The 19239-nt window shown below is 63.4% G+C and carries 19 protein-coding genes; 3 read left to right on the top strand and 16 right to left on the bottom strand.

Annotated elements, in window-relative coordinates; genetic code table 11:
• Positions 1 to 71: 71 nt before the first annotated feature.
• Complete coding sequence (locus GOX53_RS12640) at positions 72 to 530, top strand: Lrp/AsnC family transcriptional regulator (protein ID WP_171176849.1); 459 nt, start codon at positions 72 to 74, stop codon at positions 528 to 530.
• A gap of 45 nt (positions 531 to 575) precedes the next feature.
• On the opposite strand, the gene GOX53_RS12635 is transcribed toward GOX53_RS12640, so the two are convergent.
• Positions 576 to 965, bottom strand: a complete 390-nt coding sequence (locus tag GOX53_RS12635; RefSeq protein ID WP_171176847.1) for a DUF3307 domain-containing protein — start codon at positions 963 to 965, stop codon at positions 576 to 578.
• A 159-nt stretch (positions 966 to 1124) separates the two neighbouring features.
• Between GOX53_RS12635 and GOX53_RS12630 the strand changes: the two genes are divergently transcribed.
• Positions 1125 to 4178, top strand: a complete 3054-nt coding sequence (locus tag GOX53_RS12630; protein ID WP_371810293.1) for an ABC transporter transmembrane domain-containing protein — start codon at positions 1125 to 1127, stop codon at positions 4176 to 4178.
• A gap of 114 nt (positions 4179 to 4292) precedes the next feature.
• Here GOX53_RS12630 and GOX53_RS12625 read toward each other — a convergent pair whose 3' ends face one another.
• From GOX53_RS12625 to GOX53_RS12570, 12 genes are all read right to left on the bottom strand, one after another.
• Positions 4293 to 4574 carry a helix-turn-helix transcriptional regulator gene (locus GOX53_RS12625; protein ID WP_171177219.1) on the bottom strand — a complete coding sequence of 94 codons (282 nt, stop codon included), beginning with the start codon at positions 4572 to 4574 and terminating at the stop codon, positions 4293 to 4295.
• A gap of 115 nt (positions 4575 to 4689) precedes the next feature.
• Positions 4690 to 5922, bottom strand: coding sequence for a mandelate racemase/muconate lactonizing enzyme family protein (locus GOX53_RS12620; RefSeq protein WP_171176845.1), 1233 nt, complete (start codon positions 5920 to 5922; stop codon positions 4690 to 4692).
• Between the two features lie 25 nt (positions 5923 to 5947).
• Positions 5948 to 7051, bottom strand: a complete 1104-nt coding sequence (locus GOX53_RS12615) for a Zn-dependent alcohol dehydrogenase (RefSeq protein WP_171176843.1) — start codon at positions 7049 to 7051, stop codon at positions 5948 to 5950.
• 83 nt (positions 7052 to 7134) lie between these two features.
• The gene (locus tag GOX53_RS12610; protein WP_171176841.1) at positions 7135 to 8334 is read right to left on the bottom strand and encodes a TCR/Tet family MFS transporter; all 1200 of its coding nucleotides are present in this window, start codon (positions 8332 to 8334) and stop codon (positions 7135 to 7137) included.
• A 63-nt stretch (positions 8335 to 8397) separates the two neighbouring features.
• Positions 8398 to 9735 carry an adenylosuccinate lyase family protein gene (locus GOX53_RS12605; protein ID WP_171176839.1) on the bottom strand — a complete coding sequence of 446 codons (1338 nt, stop codon included), beginning with the start codon at positions 9733 to 9735 and terminating at the stop codon, positions 8398 to 8400.
• Between the two features lie 57 nt (positions 9736 to 9792).
• Positions 9793 to 10581: a 3-oxoadipate enol-lactonase gene (pcaD, locus tag GOX53_RS12600; protein ID WP_171176837.1), complete on the bottom strand. Its 789-nt coding sequence runs from the start codon at positions 10579 to 10581 to the stop codon at positions 9793 to 9795.
• Between the two features lie 216 nt (positions 10582 to 10797).
• Positions 10798 to 11673 carry a hypothetical protein gene (locus tag GOX53_RS12595; protein ID WP_171176835.1) on the bottom strand — a complete coding sequence of 292 codons (876 nt, stop codon included), beginning with the start codon at positions 11671 to 11673 and terminating at the stop codon, positions 10798 to 10800.
• A 274-nt stretch (positions 11674 to 11947) separates the two neighbouring features.
• Positions 11948 to 13147 (bottom strand): endonuclease/exonuclease/phosphatase family protein, encoded by a 1200-nt coding sequence (locus GOX53_RS12590; protein WP_171176833.1) that lies wholly within the window; start codon positions 13145 to 13147, stop codon positions 11948 to 11950.
• Between the two features lie 15 nt (positions 13148 to 13162).
• Positions 13163 to 13618 (bottom strand): macro domain-containing protein, encoded by a 456-nt coding sequence (locus GOX53_RS12585; protein ID WP_171176831.1) that lies wholly within the window; start codon positions 13616 to 13618, stop codon positions 13163 to 13165.
• The gene (locus GOX53_RS12580; RefSeq protein WP_171176829.1) at positions 13615 to 14589 is read right to left on the bottom strand and encodes a threonine/serine dehydratase; all 975 of its coding nucleotides are present in this window, start codon (positions 14587 to 14589) and stop codon (positions 13615 to 13617) included. Before GOX53_RS12580 ends, GOX53_RS12585 begins: the two co-directional genes overlap by 4 nt.
• The gene (locus GOX53_RS12575; RefSeq protein WP_171176827.1) at positions 14586 to 15410 is read right to left on the bottom strand and encodes an alpha/beta fold hydrolase; all 825 of its coding nucleotides are present in this window, start codon (positions 15408 to 15410) and stop codon (positions 14586 to 14588) included. Before GOX53_RS12575 ends, GOX53_RS12580 begins: the two co-directional genes overlap by 4 nt.
• Entirely contained in the window at positions 15410 to 16096 is a 687-nt protein-coding gene (locus GOX53_RS12570; protein WP_171176825.1) for a haloacid dehalogenase type II, read from the bottom strand. The genes GOX53_RS12575 and GOX53_RS12570 overlap by 1 nt, the downstream gene beginning before the upstream one ends.
• 130 nt (positions 16097 to 16226) lie before the next feature.
• On the opposite strand from GOX53_RS12570, the gene GOX53_RS12565 reads away from it, so the two are divergent.
• A complete protein-coding gene (locus GOX53_RS12565) occupies positions 16227 to 16655 on the top strand; it encodes a peptidylprolyl isomerase (protein ID WP_171176823.1) in 429 nt (142 codons plus the stop codon).
• A gap of 47 nt (positions 16656 to 16702) precedes the next feature.
• On the opposite strand, the gene GOX53_RS12560 is transcribed toward GOX53_RS12565, so the two are convergent.
• Genes GOX53_RS12560 through fabB form a run of 3 tightly spaced genes read right to left on the bottom strand, consistent with a single transcriptional unit; the run spans position 16703 to position 19195 of the window.
• On the bottom strand, positions 16703 to 17110 hold the full coding sequence (locus GOX53_RS12560) for a hypothetical protein (RefSeq protein WP_171176821.1): 408 nt from the start codon (positions 17108 to 17110) through the stop codon (positions 16703 to 16705).
• A 59-nt stretch (positions 17111 to 17169) separates the two neighbouring features.
• Entirely contained in the window at positions 17170 to 17961 is a 792-nt protein-coding gene (locus tag GOX53_RS12555) for an enoyl-ACP reductase (protein WP_171176819.1), read from the bottom strand.
• A gap of 4 nt (positions 17962 to 17965) precedes the next feature.
• Positions 17966 to 19195, bottom strand: a complete 1230-nt coding sequence (gene fabB / locus GOX53_RS12550) for a beta-ketoacyl-ACP synthase I (protein WP_171176817.1) — start codon at positions 19193 to 19195, stop codon at positions 17966 to 17968.
• Positions 19196 to 19239: the final 44 nt, after the last annotated feature.

The raw sequence follows: 19239 nt of genomic DNA, 5'->3' as shown, positions 1-19239 counted from the left end.
CCCTTGAATTGCTGGAAAAGTGGGTATTTTATCCGAATGCGGATTGCAGATGGGATGGATTGTTCACTTTCATGAAGCTTGATGAGAGAGACCTGCGGATTCTGACTCTGCTGCAACAGGACAGCCGGATCTCGAACGCGGATCTGGCAGAGCAGGTGGGCATGTCCGCCTCGGCGCTCTGGCGGCGGGTGCGCAGCCTTGAGGATGCGGGTGTGATCGAGCGCTACGGGGCAGTGGTCAATCCGGCCGAGATCGGGTTGGGGTTCGAGGCCATCGTGCATGTGCACCTGACCCGTCATGACCCTGACCGGATTGTCGAGTTCATCCGCGCGGTCGAGGTCAGCCCCGCCGTGCAGGACTGCTACGCCACCACCGGTCAGTCGGATTATCACCTGCGGGTGCTGTGCCCCGATCTTGCGGCCTATAACGAATTTCTTGAAGGATTCCTGTTCCGCCTTCCGGCAGTGGCCAGCGCGCAGACGAATGTGGTGCTGCGTGCGATCAAGCGGAACCGGCCGGTGACTGTTTGAGGGGATTGCCCGGTGCGGGAGGCAGGGTGCCCGAGGGGCAGGCGCCTAGTGCGCGAACTCGACCCAGGCCCAGGTCATGGCGATATAGGTCAGGTGATGCAGGGCTTGGTCCAGACCAGCGGCGCGCCAGAATGCGGGCTGATTGGGTTGCAATCCCTTTTTGTCCGAATAGCAGGCCTTGCCGAAGTCGATGTTGAAATGCACCACCCATTCCAGCACCGCCATGATCAGAACGAATCCGATCGGTGCGCCAACCAACAGGAAGATCGCCGCCGAGCCGATCACATGCACACCGGCATGTTGCGCGCGGCCGAGATGAAAATACTCGCCGCGTCCCGCGAGCATTTTTGGCGTTTGCAGGAAGTAATCGGCAAACATGTGCTTAATCTGCAGAAGGCAGAGCACAAGCAATACCGTGCCAATCGAAACGGGCAAGAAGATCCTCCCAAGAATCAAGCCGATTGCCAGACTATGACGATCACATGTTTCGCGCAAATGAACTAGTTCACACAAGGGGTATGCTCACGCTACGGAATTCCATTTGCGTCGCCGGGCACCGCCGCGATAAGTTAGGCGCGTTGAAACCCATAGATTTTGCCCTGGATATTTCTTCCACACCAGAACGCAGGGACCGGCCCCATCGAACGCACGCTTTTCCGTTTTATCTGGAAGTACTCGAAACGCGATCAGCTGATCCTGCTGGCCGTGACCTCGACGCTATTTCCGCTGCTGTATCTGACGCTGGAGCTGCCCAAGCGTATTATCAACGACGCCATCGGTGCGGCTGATCCGACGATCGAAGTTCTTGGTTACACAGTCGATCAGATCACGTTCCTGGCGATTCTGTGTGTTGGCTTTCTGCTGGCGGTGCTGGCGCACGGGCTGATGAAAATGCGGATCAACACGATGAAGGGCGTGTTGTCCGAGCGGATGTTGCGGCGTCTGCGGTATCAGCTGATCAGCCGCATCCTGCGCTTCCCGCAGCCCTATTTCGAACGCGTCAGCCAGGGTGAGCTGGTCTCGATGGTCACCGCCGAAAGCGAGCCGATGGGCGGCCTGATGGGCGACGCGATCAGCCAGCCGGTGTTGCAGGCCGGGCAGATGCTGACCATCCTGTCGTTCCTGTTCCTGCAGAGCGTGTGGTTCGGGCTGGCGGCGGTGGCGCTGATCCCGCTGCAGGCCTGGCTGATCCCCAAGCTTCAGCGCCAGATCAACCTGCTCAACAAGACCCGTATTCAGGAGGTGCGGGTGCTGGCCGCGCAGATCGGTGAAAATGCGGCGGGGGCCTCGACCCTACGGGGCAATGGCGGCTGGCGCTACCGCCGGGCGATGGTGTCGTACCAGCTGGGACGTCTCTTTGCGATCCGCTTCGAGATCTACCAGAAGAAATTCTTCATGAAGTTCCTCAACAACTTCATTTCTCAGCTGACCCCGTTCCTGTTCTACTCGGTCGGCGGCTTTCTGGTATTGCAGGGGCAGGTGTCGCTGGGCGCGCTGGTGGCGGCGCTGGCGGCCTACAAGGATCTGTCCAGCCCGTGGAAAGAGCTGCTGGCCTATTACAACCAGACCCAGGACATGTCCCTGCGCTGGGAGGTGGTGGTTGAGCGTTTTGCGCCGCCCGGCATGGTGGACGAGGCGTTGTTCGAGGGAGAGCCTAAGGAGCGCCCGCGCCTGAACGGAGACATCGTGCTGGACCATGTCTCGGTGCGCGACGCGGATGGCAATCTGGTGCTGGACGATCTGGACGCGACCCTGCCCGGAGGTCGTGTGATCGGGATTTCGGCGCCCAGCGAAGAGGACCGGCAGGCCGTCGCCCAACTGCTGACCCGCGAGGTGCTGCCAAGCGCGGGCAAGGTCACGCTGGATGGTCAAGACTTGTCCGGCCTGCATCAGGCCGTCGTCGCCTCGCGGATCGGTCACGCCAGTTCGCGCCCGGTGATGTTTCAGGGCACGTTCGGGGACAATGTGATGATGCCGATGCGGCCTCGCCCGCAGGGTGGCCCGCTGGATGAGGCGTTTCATGGCGAGACCGTGCGTGCGGGCAACAGCGCCGATCCTTACCGCGCCGATTGGCTGGACCCGGCGCTTGCGGGGTTCGACGATGACGCCGCCTTGCGCCAGTGGTGGCTGCGATTGATCGAGGGCATGGGCTCGGGTGGCGCCCTGTTCCGGCGCGGGGCCGATCAGGTTTTCGACCCCGTCGAACATCCCGAGCTTGCCGCGAAGTTGGTAGAGTTGCGCCCGGCGGTGCAGCACGCGGTGCGCGAGGCCGGGCTGGAGCAGCAGGCCTATATCTTTGACGCCGACGATTACAATCCCGCCCTGCCGGTGGCCGAAAACCTGCTGTTTGCCACGCCCTGCGTGCCGGTAACGCAGGAGTTGCTGGCCGAGCAGACCGTGTTCCTAGGCCAGTTGCGCGAACTGGGGCTGGACGAAACGCTGGTCAGCCTGACGCAGGACGTGATCGACATGCTGCGGCAGATCTTCGGTCTGGACGGCACAGGTCATCCGCTGTTCCGCAAGCTGGGGCTTGAGGTGAAGACCTATGAGGCAGCGGTGGATCTGGTCGAAAAGACCCGCAGCGATGGGGCGGCGGCGCTGAACGATACCGAGTTGGCGAACCTGCTCGCCGTGCCCTTCCGCATCTCGGCGGATCAGATCGGTCCGGCGTTCTCGGACGAGCTCAAGACCCGCATTCTCGAGCTGCGCCACAGCCACTCGGCCAAGCTGCTTGAATCGCTGCATGACGTTTTTGTGCCGCTGGACCCTGAGAGTTTTGCGCCGGGGCTGACGGTTCTGGAAAACGCGCTGTTCGGCAAGGTCAGTCAGGTGGGCGGTGCGCGCGCGGATGAGCTGCGCAAGCTGGTTGTCGGCGTGTTGGCGGGCAACGGGGCCAAGCCGCTGGTGGTCGGGTTGATCTACGACGTGCCGGTGGCGCTGGGCGGACAGAACCTGCCTGCGGTCTTTGCCGAGCCGTTGGCCTTTACCCGCGCGACGATCAAGAAGCCGGATGTCCTGATCCTCGACAGCGCGCTGGCGAGCTACGACATGGAGACGCAGGTTTCGGTCTACAAGAACCTGCGCGAGCTGCTGCCAGAGACCACGGTGATCTATCTCAACGACCAGTTCGAGACGCCCGAGGCATTCGATCTGCATATCGAGATCCGGCAGGGCCGGATCGTCAGCGAAGAAGGGCCCGCCGAGGTTGAAGAGGACAGCGCAGCCTCGGCCGATCTGGCACGCAAGCTGCGGGCGCTGGAGCAGACGCCGCTATTTTCCGGGCTGGACCGGCGACAGCTGCGGCTGCTGGCCTTTGGAGCGCGCTGGTTCGATGCGGCAGCGGGCGATGTTGTGTTCCTCAAGGACGACGAGCCGAAGGACGGCGCCTACATGATCCTCGAAGGCGAGGCCGGGCTCTACCTGCCGAAAGAGGGCGAGGCAGATCAGCTGATCACCCGGGTCGGGCCGGGGACGCTGGTGGGCGAGCTGGGCTTGATCCGCAAGGAGCCGCGCGCGCTCAGCATGGTTGCCGAAACCGACCTGACCTGCCTGCGTATCGGCGAAGAGGAATTCCTGGCGGTGGTCGAGAACGACGCGGCGACGGCGTTCAAGCTGTTGCAGGTCGTGGCCGGATACGTGTCGAACTGACTTTGGAGTAGTGCGAAAAAGGCGTTTGAAAACGCCTTGCGACGCGGTTTGCAAACCGCGTGGAAGCCGCTTGCAGGCGGCTTGGCCCCGGTCGGGCCATTGCGCGCCAAAGGGTCAGGGTTTGCAGAACAGCCGGTAGAGCAGGTCGATCATCTGCGTGGTGTTCTCATCCGACAGCGAGTAGTAGATCGCCTTGCCCTCACGCCGCGTGGATACCAGCCCCTCATCCCGCAGCCGCGCCAGCATCTGGCTGACCGCCGCCTGACGCATGTCCAGCAGGCTTTCCAGCTCTCCCACCGATTTCTCGCCGGTTCCCAGATGGCACAAGATCATCAACCGCCCCTGATGTGCCAATGTCTTGAGGAAACCCGCAGCCTCGGCAGCGCGTTCTTCCATGTCCTTGGGTGTGTCCGGCGACAGGGTCTGGGTAGGGTGCGGGTGGATCGTCACGGGGTCAGTCGTCCTGCAGGTCAGAAGGTTGAGGCATATTGCCTCAACCTGCCCGGAGATGTCACCCCTCCCGCGCCGGGGCGCCGCCCTGAAAGGCATTGCCGCCTTTGTAGTTGCAGGGGTCTTCCTGCATCTGCAGGTGCAGCCCGTCCCCGGTGTAGGGATGGGCGCGGGCCAGATCCTCGTCCACCTCGATGCCCAGCCCCGGCGTCTCGGGCGGGGTGACAAAGCCGTTTTCGACCCGGATCCAGCCTTTGATGAGCGCGTCGTGGAACGGTGTCTCGATGCTTTCCAGCAGCAGGATATTGGGGATCGAGGCGGCCAGGTGGATGTTGGCGGCCCATTCCACCGGTCCGGCATAGAGATGCGGGGCCATCTGAGCGTTGAAGACCTCGGCCATGGCGGCGACTTTCTTCATCTCCCAGATCCCGCCAGCGCGGCCCAGAGCCGGTTGCAGGATTTCGGCGGCGCCTGCGCGCAGGACGGCACCAAACTCAGCCTTGGTGGTCATCCGCTCGCCGGTTGCCACCGGGATGCGGACATTGCGGGCGACGCGGGCCATGTCCTCGATATTGTCGGGGGGTGTCGGCTCCTCGAACCAGAGCGGCGAATAGGGTTCCAACGCCTGACCCAGGCGGATGGCGCCTGCGGTGTTGAACTGGCCATGGGTGCCGAACAGCAGGTCGGCCTTGTCGCCCACCGCTTCACGAATGGCTTTGCAGAAGGCGACCGACAGTGAGATGTCGGTCATCGCAGGCATGTGGCCGCCGTGCAGGGTGTAGGGGCCCGCCGGGTCGAACTTGACTGCCGTATAGCCTTGCCTGACCATTTCGGCGGCGCATTCGCCCGCCTGTTCCGGCGACGTCCAGAACCCGGACAGATCGTGTTGCGGCAGCGGATAGAGATAGGTGTAGGCGCGGATGCGTTCGTTCATCCGCCCGCCGATCAGCGCGTGCACCGGGCGGTTACGGTCCTTGCCGAGGATGTCCCAGCAAGCGATCTCAAGCCCTGAAAACGCGCCCATCACCGTCAGGTCCGGGCGCTGAGTGAAGCCGCTGGAATAGGCGCGGCGGAACATCAGTTCGATGTTTTCGGGGTTTTCGCCGGCCATGTGCCGGTCGAACACGTCGCGGATCACACGTGTCATCGCCTCTGGCCCCACCGATGAGGCATAACATTCGCCCCAGCCGGTGATGCCGGTATCGGTTGTCAGTTTGACCAATATCCAGTAGCGCCCGCCCCAGCCGGGCGCGGGTGGCGCGGTGACGATCACGTCAAGATCTTGCAGCTTCATGCACTTTCCTCCGTAGGATGGGGTTTCACCCCATCGCGCCCCGGTCGAACACAATCACGTTGCGTTTGGCACTGCCGGTCTTGGTGTCCGCAATGGCCTCGTTGATCTGCTCCAGCGACCAGCGGCCCGAGATCAGCTCATCCAGCTTCAGCCGCCCCTGTTCATAGAGGTCGATCATCCACGGGATGTCGCGCTGGATCACAACGTCACCCATCTTGGACCCGATCAGCCCCTGACCGATGGCGGCGAGAATGACCGGCTCGTAACTGGCCTGCGCGCCGGAATGTGGCATGCCGATCATGACCGCGCGCCCACCTCGACCCAGATAGCGAGGCGCCTGATCATAGGCGGGGATGGCGCCGACGGTGATCAGCACCGCGTCGGCGCCGCGCCCGCCGAGCGCCTTGTACGCGGCCTTCCAAGGTGTATCGAGCGTGGCCAGAACGCCGTGGGTGGCGCCGAATTCCCTGGCGATCTCAAGCTTCTCTTCGATCATGTCCACGGCCACGATGCGCCGCGCGCCTGCGATGCGGGCGCCCTGAATGGCGTTGAGCCCGACGCCGCCCGCGCCGATCACGACCACGTCCTGCCCGGGGCGCAATTGGGCGGCGTTCACCACAGCTCCGACGCCGGTGATGACGCCGCAGGACAGCAGGCTCGCCACATCCTTGGCCATGGTCTCGGGGATGCGCACGATCTGGCGATGGCTGACCACCACTTTCTCCGCAAAGGCGCCGCAGGCCATGGCTTGCTCAAGCGGGCCGCCATCGGCGGTGCGCAGTGGGCCCTTCACGGTGTCATAGGGTGTTTCGCAGATCGTGGGCTTGCCGCCCGCGCAGGAGGGGCAGGAACCGCAGGCACGGATCAGGGTGACGACCACCGAGTCGCCCACCTTGAAATCGCCGGCAGCCTCGCCAACGGCCGAGATCACGCCCGCGGCCTCATGCCCGTAAACCGCCGGCAGAAACCCGCCCCAGGCGCCGCTGGCATAGGTGATGTCGGAGTGGCAGATCGCCACCGCATCCAGCGTCACCTCGACCTCGCCCATGCCGGGCGGGGCGATCCGGACCTCTTCGATGACCAGAGGTGTGTTGAACTCCCGGCACACGGCCGCCTTGATGGTCTGCATGGAACTCTCCCCGTTTCCTGCCGCTCACGGTGGCCTGTGGCCGGACGCTCTGCAAGGTGGAAACCGTCACGCCCGTGTCGTTCTTACGCCAATGATATCCTTGCGCGCAGAAAGATCACGGACCCGATGACCATCAGCACCAATGCGACGAGGAATGGGGCGCCAGGCAGGTAGAAGAGCGTGCCCTCGCGGGTGAATTGCGCGAATACCGCCGTCATTGCCAAAGGCGAGACGATCATCGACAGGGCGTGTACTGCCGTTAGCACGCCCTGCAACTCTCCCTGCTGCGCATCGGGCACGGATTTGGACATGATCGCCTGAAGGGCGGGGGTGACTACTGCGCCAAGGGCCGTGATCGGGATCAGCATCAGGGCGATGGTGCCGTTGGTCAGGAAGGCCAGCAGGAGGAAGCTGATGACTTCGAACACAAGCCCGTAGATCACCGCCCCGCGCTCGCCCAGCCAGCGGATAATGGGCCGGATCAGGCCGCCTTGTACGGCTGCCATGCCGATACCGTAGATGCCCAGCGACAGGCCGATGATCTGCGGCGACCAGCCGAAACGTTCCTGCGTGAAGTAGGACCAGATTGCCGGGTAGACGTAGATCGAGACCGAATAGAGGAAGTAGACCCACAAGAGCGGCGCGATGTTCGGGATGTTGGTCATGGCGCGGAACGCACCGAACAGATTGGCGCGGCGCCAGTGAAAGGGGCGGCGATTGGCGTCGGTCACCGTCTCGGTCATCACGAAGCAGCCGATCACAAAGTTCAACCCGGCGAACGCTGCGGCGGCCCAGAAGGGCGCGCGCGTCCCGAACTCGCCCAGCATCCCGCCGATCATTGGGCCGAGGACAAAACCGACGCCAAAGGCTGCGCCCAGCAGGCCGAAATTGGCCGCCTTTTCATGCGGTTTCGACACGTCGGCCATGTAGGCCGAGGCGGTTGAGTGGGTGGCCGCCGTGATGCCACCGACGATGCGGCCCACCAGCAATAGCCAGACGCTGCCTGCGATGGCCATCACGATGTAGTCCAAGGCCATCACGAACAGTGACACCAGCAATACCGGCCTGCGCCCATAGGCGTCCGATAGGCTGCCGAGCACCGGGCCGAACAGGAACTGCATGGCCGCGAAGGCGGTGCTGAGGATACCGCCCCAGATCGCCGCATCGGCCAGCGAGCCGCCCTGAACCTCGACGATCAGGTCAGGCATGATCGGCATGATCAGACCGATGCCCATGGCGTCGATCATCACGGTTGTCAGGACGAAGAGGAAGGGCAGGCGCATGCAGGCTCGGGATTTGGGGTCTAGCGCGACCGTAGCCGCGCCGGTGCTGGCGGGAAAGGGTGCTCAGCCGTTTGGACGTTCCGTCACTTTGCGGGCGAAATTGCGGGCCTCGTCGGGGGCCAGCCCCAGTTGCTCGCCCGGGTCGAACAGGCGGGCGGTATCGATCTGCGGCCAATAACGGGCGACGACTTCGCGTAGCGGCGTTGACGTCTCGTTGGCTTCGCGGCAGAGCGACTTGGTGGCCGCCTGCGCCTCGGGGCGGGGCATGTGTTCGGCCAGCGCAAAGCTCAGCGCCTCGGCGTGGATCATGCCCAGATGGCTGTCGAGCGCGGCCTGCATGGCGTCCGGGTTGGGCTTGATCCGTTCGGTCAGTGCGCGGGCGGTCTGGCTGGCGGCACCGGCACCCAGAACGATCTGCGGCAGGCACATCCATTCGGTGAACCACGCCGCACCGTCGCGCTGGTAGCGGTGCATCGCGGCCCCCTGCAATACGCCAGACAGCCCCGTCTGCTGCCGGGCCAGCGCCACCAGAACCGAGGGCCCCACCGGGTTCCGTTTCTGTGGCATGGTCGAGGAGGCGCCGCCATCGCCCAGCAGGATCTCCCCGATCCCGGTCTGGCTGAGTTCGACGGCATCCTCGCCCAGCTTCCCGAGCGCCAGCGTCACGCGGGTGAACCAGTCGGCCAGCCGCAGCACCGGCATGCGGTCGGTGTGCCAGCTGCGGCCGGGGTCCTGAAGGTTGAGCAGCTTGGCCAGCGCCGTGCGTGTCTCTGCCGCATGCGGACCCAGTGCGCCGCTGGTGCCCGCTGCGCCCGAGAGAGAAACCAGAAGGCATTTCTGCCGCAGCCCTGGCAGGTCGTCCAGCAGCCCCAGCAGGGGCATCCCCCAGCTTGCCACCACCGCGCCGAAGCTGGTGGGGGTGGCGTGCTGGCCATAGGTGCGGGCGGGCATGGGCAGGGCGGCGTGGGTCTCGGCCAGATTGGCCAGGCTTTTTAGGATGGAGTTCAGGTCAACCTCGATCAGGCTTAGCGCCTGACGCAGGCGCAGCATCAGGCCGGTGTCGATGATGTCCTGCGAGGTCGCGCCCCAATGCACATAAGCGGCATGCTCCGGCGCCTGCATCTCGGTCCGGAAGGCCGCGACCAGCGCCGGGACGCTGACGCCGTTCTCGCCCGTGGCCTGCGCCAATGCGCCGGGGTCCAGCTGCACCTCCATCGCCTCGCGGGTGATGGATTGTGCGCTTTCAACCGGGATGATCCCCTGATCGCCCTGCACCTTGGCCAGCATTCCCTCGACCAGCAGCATGGCGCGCAGCTCGGCGCTGTCGGTGAAGAGGCGCCCCAGTTCTCCGGTCGGGAAAAGCCGCGAGAAGAGCGCGCTGTCAAAGACGGAACCGGCCATCAGATCTGCCTTTCGTTTTTGGAGGGTGCAGCTTGTCCCCGATGCACGACCAACGGATCAGACATGGCCCACATCCCGCAGAAATTGCGAGAGGATGGCGGCATATTCCTCTGGCTGTTCCACACATGGAAGATGCCCCGACTTGCGGATCAGGCGGAATTGCGAACCGGGGATCAGGTCGATGGTTTCGCGCACCAGATCGGGTGGAGTCGAGCCGTCCTCGCTGCCCGCGATGCCGAGTGTGGGCAGGCGCAAGCCGCTGGTCGGTGTATAGAAATCGGTGCCCGAGATGGCGGCGGAGCAGCCAACATAGCCCACGGCCGGTTGCCGAGTCAACATGTTGCGCCAAAGGCTCAAATCGGGCGTGGCGCGGAAGGCCTTGGAGAACCAGCGCTCCATAATGCTGTCGGCTAGCGCCTCAATCCCTCCCGCGCGGACGGCGGCGATGCGGTCGTCCCACATGGCCGGGGTGCCGATCTTGGCGGCGGTGTTCGAGAGCACCATGGCGCGGATCAGGTCCAGCCGTTTGACCGCCAGTCCCTGCGCGATCATGCCGCCGATGGAGAGGCCCACGAAGACGCAATCGCGCACCTCGAGCCGATCCAGCAAAGCCTCGGCATCGCGCACCAGTGCGCCCATGGAATAGGGCCCTGGCGGCGCGGAGGACAGCCCATGCCCGCGTTTGTCGTAGCGGATGAGCTTCAGCCCCTCGGGCAGCAGCGGCAGCACCGCGTCCCACAGGCGCAGATCGGTGCCCAACGAGTTGGCAAAGACAACCGGCGCGCCCGCCGGGTCGCCGTCGATCCGGTAGTGAAGCTGGATATCCCCCAGATCCGCGATCTGCATCGGCACTCCCCTCGTGCATGGCTCCAGCCGCACCCTAGTCGCGCCGGAAGCGCGAGGTAAAGTGGGTGTGGTGGGGAGGGGGGGCAAATGGTCGGTAAATGTGGCGATCACAGCATTTGCTGAGCGGATGCTCACGGATCAAGCTAACGGTCAGTTTGAGGGACAAGACGGTCCCACATTCAAATTTCGCCAAAGTCTGCTTTATGCAAGAAACTTCTATTCACGAGATTTCCGCAAGGCGCGCATGTCTATTGTCGTCGCCGCCTGAGCGGGAGCAGCAGTGAGTTGCTGTTCGGAACTTTGGTCCGCTTTCACCAGCGCCACGGCGGAAGCGGCCCAGATCCAAGAATGGAGCCACAAAAGGCCTGCGCTTGCAGCTGCTCCTTTCAAAAGGGCATCGAGGTCAAAGTCTGGAATAGTCTGAGAGAACACGACTGATATTACCGACAATAAGAGCGGAATCATTGCAAACAGAGAAGTGAACAGTTCGAAGAAGAACTGAAGGAAGAATGACACAGCAAAGATACAAAACAACGGGATAAAACTGCGTCCCGCTCCAGCGAAAAAGCCCGCGCTCGTGGTTCCGCGGCCTGCGGCCCGCGCCGCACTGGCAAGCGGAACGGCCATAACCACACAGACTGACGTGTACATCACTAGAGACACAACGGCTTTTGCACTAAGTGCATAAAACCCAAAGGCCAATTGAAGCGACTTCTCTGCATTCAGGAAATTGCGGAACGAGACGGCATCGCCAAGTCGCCAATCGGCGTAGGCCACCGCAGCAATGTCGGACAGCAAGAGCGCCCCGCCCTTTGCGATGAGGAGGAAAACGCCATAAAGAACAGAATATAGTATCAGGATTTCATATTCCGTGCGGCGGTTGTCGCCCATGAGAGCGAGAGCCGTGCGAATGCCAAAGAGGCCGATGAAGGTCGCAGTGATTGGTCCGCTCAGAAAACTCAGATATCCGCCCGAGACGAGGTTCAGCAGGCCCCATAAGATGGACGAAACAACCATGATGGCAAGAATGGGAAGGATCATGCGCCCAAAAACGCCAAACGACAGAGTGAATGATTTGACAATGAGTCCCATAAGAGGCGGTCAAGAACCGCACGTGCCCCTTCCAAACAGAAATGTGGTTTCAGTTGCGCGATATTGAGTAATTCCGCCAGTATTATGGCGCGACTATGGCGATGAAGCGCGAAGTGCCTGCTTTTTTCCGATACAGACATTGCCTTCACTGTGCAGCATTTTAACCAAGGGTTCGTTACACTTCGGGCTCGGAGTTGCCATTCGACTGTGTTTGCCAGTGACCCTTCCGTCGTGCTCATCCATGCCCGTTGATCCACTACCCGCGCCTCCGGCCCTAATCCTCGCCTAGCCGGATATGCGCCATGATCTGCCCGTGATCCGAGGCGAGCTTGTTGTAGGGCGCCTCGGGGTGGCTGCCGTCGGTCAGGTGGTCGTTGAAGACGCTGTAGTAGTCCATCTCGCCAATGGCCCCGTCATGGGTGCCATCGAAATGGCGCGACATGTAGATCTGGTCGATGCTTTCGTAGATGCCGCCGAAGGCCGAGGTATAGACCATGTCGCGCAGGGATTTGCGGACGAACATTTTTTCCGCCGAGCGAAGCCGCAGGCGGTCCACATCCTCGGTGATCTGGCGGTTTTCCTCGCGCGTGTAGCGGTCATTGGCGTGGCTGGCGTCGTGGCGCAGCATCCATGAGTAGTTCTTGAACGGCACCTCGCCCGAGATGATCTCGGAACTCACCGCATGTTCGCCGTCGTTGAAATCGCCCAGCACCATGACCGGGTTTCCCTGTTCCAGCTCGGCCACGATCTCGCGCCGCAAGAGCCACGCTTCGGCCATCCGGCGCAGGGCGGCGCGTAACGAGCCCATGGCGCGGCCCAGCGGGTCGTAATTGGTCAGGTCGGCCTCGGGCGCGAAGTCGGCGCCTTCGGGGGTGATGTACTCGCCCAGCTTGGATTTGAGGTGGCAGTTGAACACGGTGATCACAGTGTCGCCCACCGGGATGCGCGCCTTGAGGATGGGGCGCGAGGTGCGGCGGAGTGTGTAGTGCCCGGCATCCGCGCCGCCACCAAGGGCCGACATCGGGATGACCAGCGGCTCGGGGAGGGTCTGGATGATCTCGCGCGTGCGCTCGAACCCGTTGCGCGACAGGATCGCGAGGCCGGGGCGGCGTCGGCCGGGCTCACCGCTGTCCGAGGCGTTGGGGGCAAACGCCAGCGCCGCCTCGCCATAGCCGCCAAAGGCCAGTTTCCGAAAAATCGCCCGCTTGTGATATCGCTTGGAGGGGCCGGGGACCGTGGCCGCATTAGCCTCGGCCCCGCGCTTGTCGGTTTCCTCGATCAGATCGCGCAGGGGAGCCTCGTCGAAGATTTCCTGAAAGCCCACAATGTCGGCATCCATGGTCAGCAATTGATCGGCCAGCCAGTCCTGTTTCCACGCATACTCCTCGGGCGTGTAGCTTTGGAACTCGTAATATTCCTGATCCGGTCCGATCAGGTTCTTGACGTTGAACGAGGCGATGGTGAAACGGCTCATATGAGGCTCCGCGTGTCAGGAGGGGAGGACGACCAGCGTGTGGTCGAGCCCGATCAGGGCGGTGTCGATCAGGGGTGCGATTTCGTCCCAGTCACCGCCCGCCAGCCCGGCGCCGATCATGGGATAGCCGATGCGGGCGGTGGAAAACCGCAGGGCGATCAGCTCGAAACAGGCGCTCAGGGCGTCGTAGTCCACCAACCGTCCGGTTCCGTGCCAGTGGTGCTGGGTATAGGCGTTGACGGTGGTGATTTCATGGCCGTCACGGACTGTCTGGGCGACGGAGACCGTGCCCAGTTTGGCGCGGCTGCCGTGTTTGGTGGCCCTGTCGGCGGCCAGCGCCTCGGGGAAAGCGCGGGCGATGAATTTGGCGACGCCTGCATCCATGGTGTGAAAGCAGTTGCAGCCATGCACGATCACGTCGAATTCGCGCTGCAGGGCCAGGGCGATCAGATCTCCCTCGCGCCGGTTCATGGGTGCCGCTCCAAGGCCGTGCGAAAGACGTTCGGGTCCACGTTGCCACCCGAGGCCACCGCGATCACCGCATCACCTTCAATCTCGTCGCGGCGGAAGAGGGCCGAGGCGATGGCGACGGCGCCGCCCGGTTCCAGCACGATCTTGAGCCGGTTGAAGGCCAATGACATGGCCTGCATCGCCTCATCCTCGGATACGCTCAGACCGGGGCCGCAGAGACGTTTGAGGATCGGGAACGTGATCTGCCCCGGGGCGGGCGTCAGGATCGCGTCGCAGATATTGCCCGAGGTCCGGTTGTTGCGTTCGATCCCGCCCGAGATCAGCGAGCGTTTCACATCGTCGAAGCCTTCGGGCTCACAAGGCCGGGGCCGCAGTCCGGGTGCGTGCCCTTCCAGCGCCAGCGCGATGCCTGACGTGAGCCCGCCGCCGCCGCAACAGACCAGCACATCTGCTTCGGTCACGCCCAGTTCTGCCGCCTGTTGGGCGATCTCCAGCCCGGTGGTGCCCTGTCCGGCGATCACCTGCGGTTCGTCATAGGGCTTGATCAGGGTCAGGCCGCGTTCGGCAGCTAGCGCCGCACCGATCTCTTCCCGGCTTTCGCTGGCCCGGTCGTAGAGCACCACCTCGGCCCCCAGCGCACGGGTGTTGCCGATCTTGAGCTGTGGCGCGTCCGAGGGCATGACGATCACCGCCGCCACACCGTGTTTTGCCGCCGCCATCGCCACGCCTTGGGCATGGTTGCCCGAGGAAAAGGCGATGACACCGCGCTGGCGGCTGTCTTCTTGCAGCGCCGAGACTGCCGACCACGCGCCGCGGAACTTGAAGCTGCCGGTATGTTGCAGACATTCCGGTTTCACCAGCACCCGCCGTCCGGCGATCTCGTCCAGAAACGGAGAGCTCAGCAGCGGCGTGCGCCGGGCGTGGCCGTTCAACCGTTCGGCGGCGGCTTCGATCATTTGCAGGGAGCTCATGCAGCCTCCAGAACGCGGCGGATGATGTCGAGGGATTGGGGTTCGTCGAGAAACGGCACGTGGCCGCGATCCGGTACGTTTGACGAAATCAGGCCCGGGTGGCGGGCGTGCATTTCGGCCAGCGTGGTGGCTCCGAGGATGTCGGAATTGGCACCCCGGATCACGCCGGTGGGAATGCCGTTCAGGGCGTCGAAGAGGGGCCACAGGTCGGGGGGCGGCCCGGCGGCCTGCTCGACCAGTGCGGTGTGCAGCGCTGGATCATAGCGCAGTTTCAGCCCGCCGGGCGTGGCGTCATACTGGATTCCGGCCTGTTTACGCCAGACCTCCAGCGGCACGCCGGGGAATTGCGATGCCGTGGCGTCCTTGAGCAGATGTGCGGCCTCATCGTGGGTTTTCGAGGTGGGCGCCTTGCCCACATACTCCATGATCCGGGCGATGCCTGCCGGTTCGACCACCGGCCCAACGTCGTTCAGGATCACCCCGGCCAGCCGCTGCGGGTGGCCGGCGGCCAGCGTCATCGCGATCAGGCCGCCGCGCGAGGTGCCGAGAATGGTGGCCTTTTTCAGTCCCAGATGATCCAGCAATTCGATTACATCCTGAGCTTCGCGCAGGACGTTGTAGTTCGCATGGTCGGGGTCGTAATCCGACCGGCCACGCCCGCGGTAATCCATCGCGATCATCCGCAGGTCGGTCACATTTGGCGCGAGAAATGAGAAATCACGGCTGCAGCGGGTCAGCCCGGGCAGGCACAACAGCGGTTGGCCACTCCCGGTATCCTCGAAATAAAGCTGCTTGCCGTCGGAGGTGGTGAAGAACGCCATCAGGCCCCTGCAAGTTGCGGAAACGTTGTCAGATCGGACAGTACATGTGCAGGCGTCCACGGCAAGCGGTCCATCGGCTCGCCCGCGCGGTTGACCCAGGCGGTGGTAAAGCCGTAGCCGCTGGCGCCTGCGGCATCCCAGCCGTTGGAGCTGACGAACAGCACCTCGTCGCGGAGGCCGCCGAACCGGTCCTGCACCAGATCGTAGACCCGCGCGTCGGGTTTGAAGATGCCGACGCTTTCGACCGATAGCACATCGTCCAGAACGTCTCCGATCCCCGCCGACTGCACCGCTCCGTCCAGCATCGCAGGCGAGCCGTTCGACAGGATCGCCGTCTGCTTGCCCGCCGCCTTCAGTGCACGCAGCATGTCGGGCACCTCCGGGTAGGCCTGCAACTCCCAGTAAAGATCCAGAAGACGTTGGCGCAGGGCGGCGTTTCCGTCCAGCTCGGTCGCTTCCAATGCCCAGTCCAGCCCGTTCTGCGTCACCTTCCAGAAATCGGTATGCGCATCGGTGATCGCCCGCAGCCAGGTGTATTGCAACTGCTTGAGACGCCAGTGGTTCGCCAGTGCCGGCCACGTATCGCGCAGCGCGTCGTGGCCGGGCTCGGCAGCGGCCTGACGGGCGGCGGCGGCCACGTCGAACAAGGTGCCGTAGGCGTCGAAAATGCAGGTTGTGATCGGCATCGTCCTCTCCCCCTTTTCGGGCGCAGGTTTGCACAGGCGGGCAGGGTGGGGAAGGGGCAAGGGTTTACATTGGGGTGAGACCCCCTAGGGTGGGCGCCTTGACCCAATTTAGCAACGGACCGGAGACCCCATGAGCGAAATCAAACAAGGCGACACGGTTCGCATCCACTACACCGGCACGCTGCTGGACGGCAAGACCTTCGACAGTTCCGAAGGGCGCGATCCGCTGGAGTTTGTGGTGGGCTCGGGTCAGATCATCGCCGGTCTGGATGCGGCGATGCCGGGTATGACGGTCGGCGACACGAAAAAGGTCGAGGTGCCCTGTGTCGAGGCCTACGGCCCGATCAACCCGGCGATGCGTCAGGCCATCCCGCGTGAAGGCATCCCGGACGACATTCCGCTTGAACTCGGCACCCAGTTGCAGATGCAGACGCCGGAGGGGCAGGCCTTGCCGGTGACGGTGGTCGAGGTGGACGAGGCAACGGTGACGCTGGATGCCAATCACCCGCTGGCCGGGCAGGACCTGATCTTTGATATCGAGGTGGTGTCGATCAACTGATGCGTTGACTGCGGCGGGGTGGCGTTTCGGCAGGTCGCAGAAACGCCTCAGTCTCCGATAACGGTCACGCCATGCCGGATCGTGACCTTGGTATTGGTGTTCTGGCTGACCTGGATTCCCGGGTCAGACGTGGACTCACCGCCGAAATCCGGCGATAGGTCCCAGTTGAGCGTAATTGCGGACGCTTTGGAGTCGGCAGGCGCTTCGGACGATGTGGCGTCGGCAACCGTGACTTCGACGGCAGGCGCTTCGGCAATCATGGCCGCAGTTGGCGCTTCGGTTGTCGTGGAAAATCCCGCGAGGCTGCTGATTTGGAGCCTCACCGAGGGCAGGGACAAAACGACGAGTCCCATCATCGCGCCGCACATCAGCAGAAGCATGAGGCGCATGACCGTCCCGGCCCTTATCGAGGGTTGATTTGTGGGGGTGTCAAATTCCGTATCTACCTGTGCCATAGCACCGAGCCTGCCAAGCGAGTGTGGTCAAAACTTGGCAAGCCCGGGGAAAGATCAGGTCACATTGAGTCCGGCTGTGGCATGCCCAGAACGTGGAAACCGCCGTCAACCCGGATGATCTCACCCGAGGTGCAGGCGCCTGCATCCGAGGCCAGGTAGACGGCCGTACCGCCCACTGCCTCGAGTGTGGCGTTCGATCGCATGGGCGCGTTCTGGTCGCAGAACTTGTAAGTTCTGCGCGCGCCACCGATGGCGGCACCGGCCAGCGTTTTCATCGGGCCGGGCGAGATCGCGTTGACGCGGATGCCGTCGGGGCCAAGGTCGTTGGCCAGATAGCGGGTCGCCGATTCCAGCGCCGCCTTGGCCACGCCCATCACGTTGTAATTCGGAACCACCCGGTTCGAGCCCTGATAGGTCAGTGTCAGCAGCGAGCCGCCATTGTCCTTCATCAACGGATAGGCACGGCGCGCCACCTCGATGAAGGAATAGGCCGAGACATCCATCGAATGCTTGAAATTCGCCCGTGTGGTGTTCAGGAACCGGCCCGTCAGTTCGGATTTGTCCGAATAAGCGATGGCGTGCACCACGAAGTCGATGGTGGGCCAGCGCGCCGCCAGTTCGTCAAAGGCGCGGTCCAGCGAGGCGTCGTCGGTCACATCCGCGTCCACCAAGAAATCGCTGCCGACGCTTTGGGCCAGCGGTTCCAGCCGCTTGCCGAACGCTTCGCCCTGATAGGTGAATGCCAGCTCGGCGCCTGCCTCGTGCATGGCCTTGGCGATACCCCAGGCGATGGAGCGGTCATTGGCCACCCCCATGATCAGGCCGCGTTTGCCTTTCATAAGATCCGACATTTTTTCACCCGTGATACTTGGAAAGGACCATTGACCCGTTGGTGCCGCCAAAGCCGAAGCTGTTGGTCATGACACTGTCCAGACCGGCGTTTTCGACAACCTCAGTTGCGACTTCGCCGGGATGGATGCCCTCGGCCAGTGTGTCGACGTTGATCGACGGCGTGATGAAGTCACCCCGCAGCATCAGCAGACAGAAGATCGCCTCGAGCGCGCCCGCCGCGCCCTGCGCGTGCCCGGTCATGGATTTGGTCGAGGAGATCGGCGGCACGTTGCCCTCGCCGAAGATGCGGCGGACGGCTTCGACCTCGCCGACGTCGCCCACCGGGGTCGAGGTGCCATGCGCGTTGATATAGCTGACCTTGCGTTCCTCGGGCAGGGTGGCCAGCGCCAGACGCATGGCGCGTTCGCCGCCCTCGCCTGATGGGGCCACCATGTCATGCCCGTCCGAGGTGGCTGCATAGCCGGTCACCTCGGCATAGATCTTGGCGCCGCGCGCCTTTGCGTGTTCCAGCTCTTCCAGCACCACGATGCCGCCGCCGCCGGAGATCACGAAGCCGTCACGATCCTGATCGAAGGCGCGCGACGCTTTTTCGGGCGTGTCGTTGTATTTCGACGACATCGCGCCCATCGCGTCGAACAGACAGGACAGGGTCCAGTCCAACTCCTCGCCGCCGCCTGCAAACATCACGTCCTGCTTGCCCAGCATGATCTGTTCCGCCGCATTGCCGATGCAATGCAGCGAGGTGGAGCAGGCCGAGGTGATCGAGTAATTGATGCCCTTGATCTTGAACGCGGTCGCAAGGTTGGCAGAAATCGTCGAGCACATGCATTTCGGCACCGCAAACGGCCCGATGCGCTTGGTTGCGCCGTTTTTCAGCACCGTCTGATGTGCCGTCAGCATCGCGCTGGTCGAGGGACCGCCGGACCCGGCCACCAGCCCGGTGCGCGGATTGACCACCTGATCCTCGCTCAGGCCGGAATCGGCAATCGCCTGGCTCATGGCGATATGGGCATAAGCCGCGCCGGGGCCCATGAACCGCAGGGTACGCTTGTCCACATGCTCGGTCACGTCGATCTTCAGCGATCCGGCGATCTGGCTGCGAAAGCCATGCTCGACCATCTGCGCGTTCGCTTCGATGCCGGATTTCCCGGCCCTGAGCGATGCGGTGACCTCTTCGGCATTGTTCCCGATAGAGGAGACGATCCCCAGACCGGTGACGACGACGCGACGCATAAGCGTACTCCTGTGTTCCGTTCCCTAGTGCCTGCCGATCAGCT

The organism is Ruegeria sp. HKCCD8929, from assembly GCF_013031405.1.
Classification (GTDB): Bacteria; Pseudomonadota; Alphaproteobacteria; order Rhodobacterales; family Rhodobacteraceae; genus Ruegeria.
Note: the sequence above shows the minus strand (reverse complement) of the source record. Positions and strands in the feature narration are given on the sequence as shown.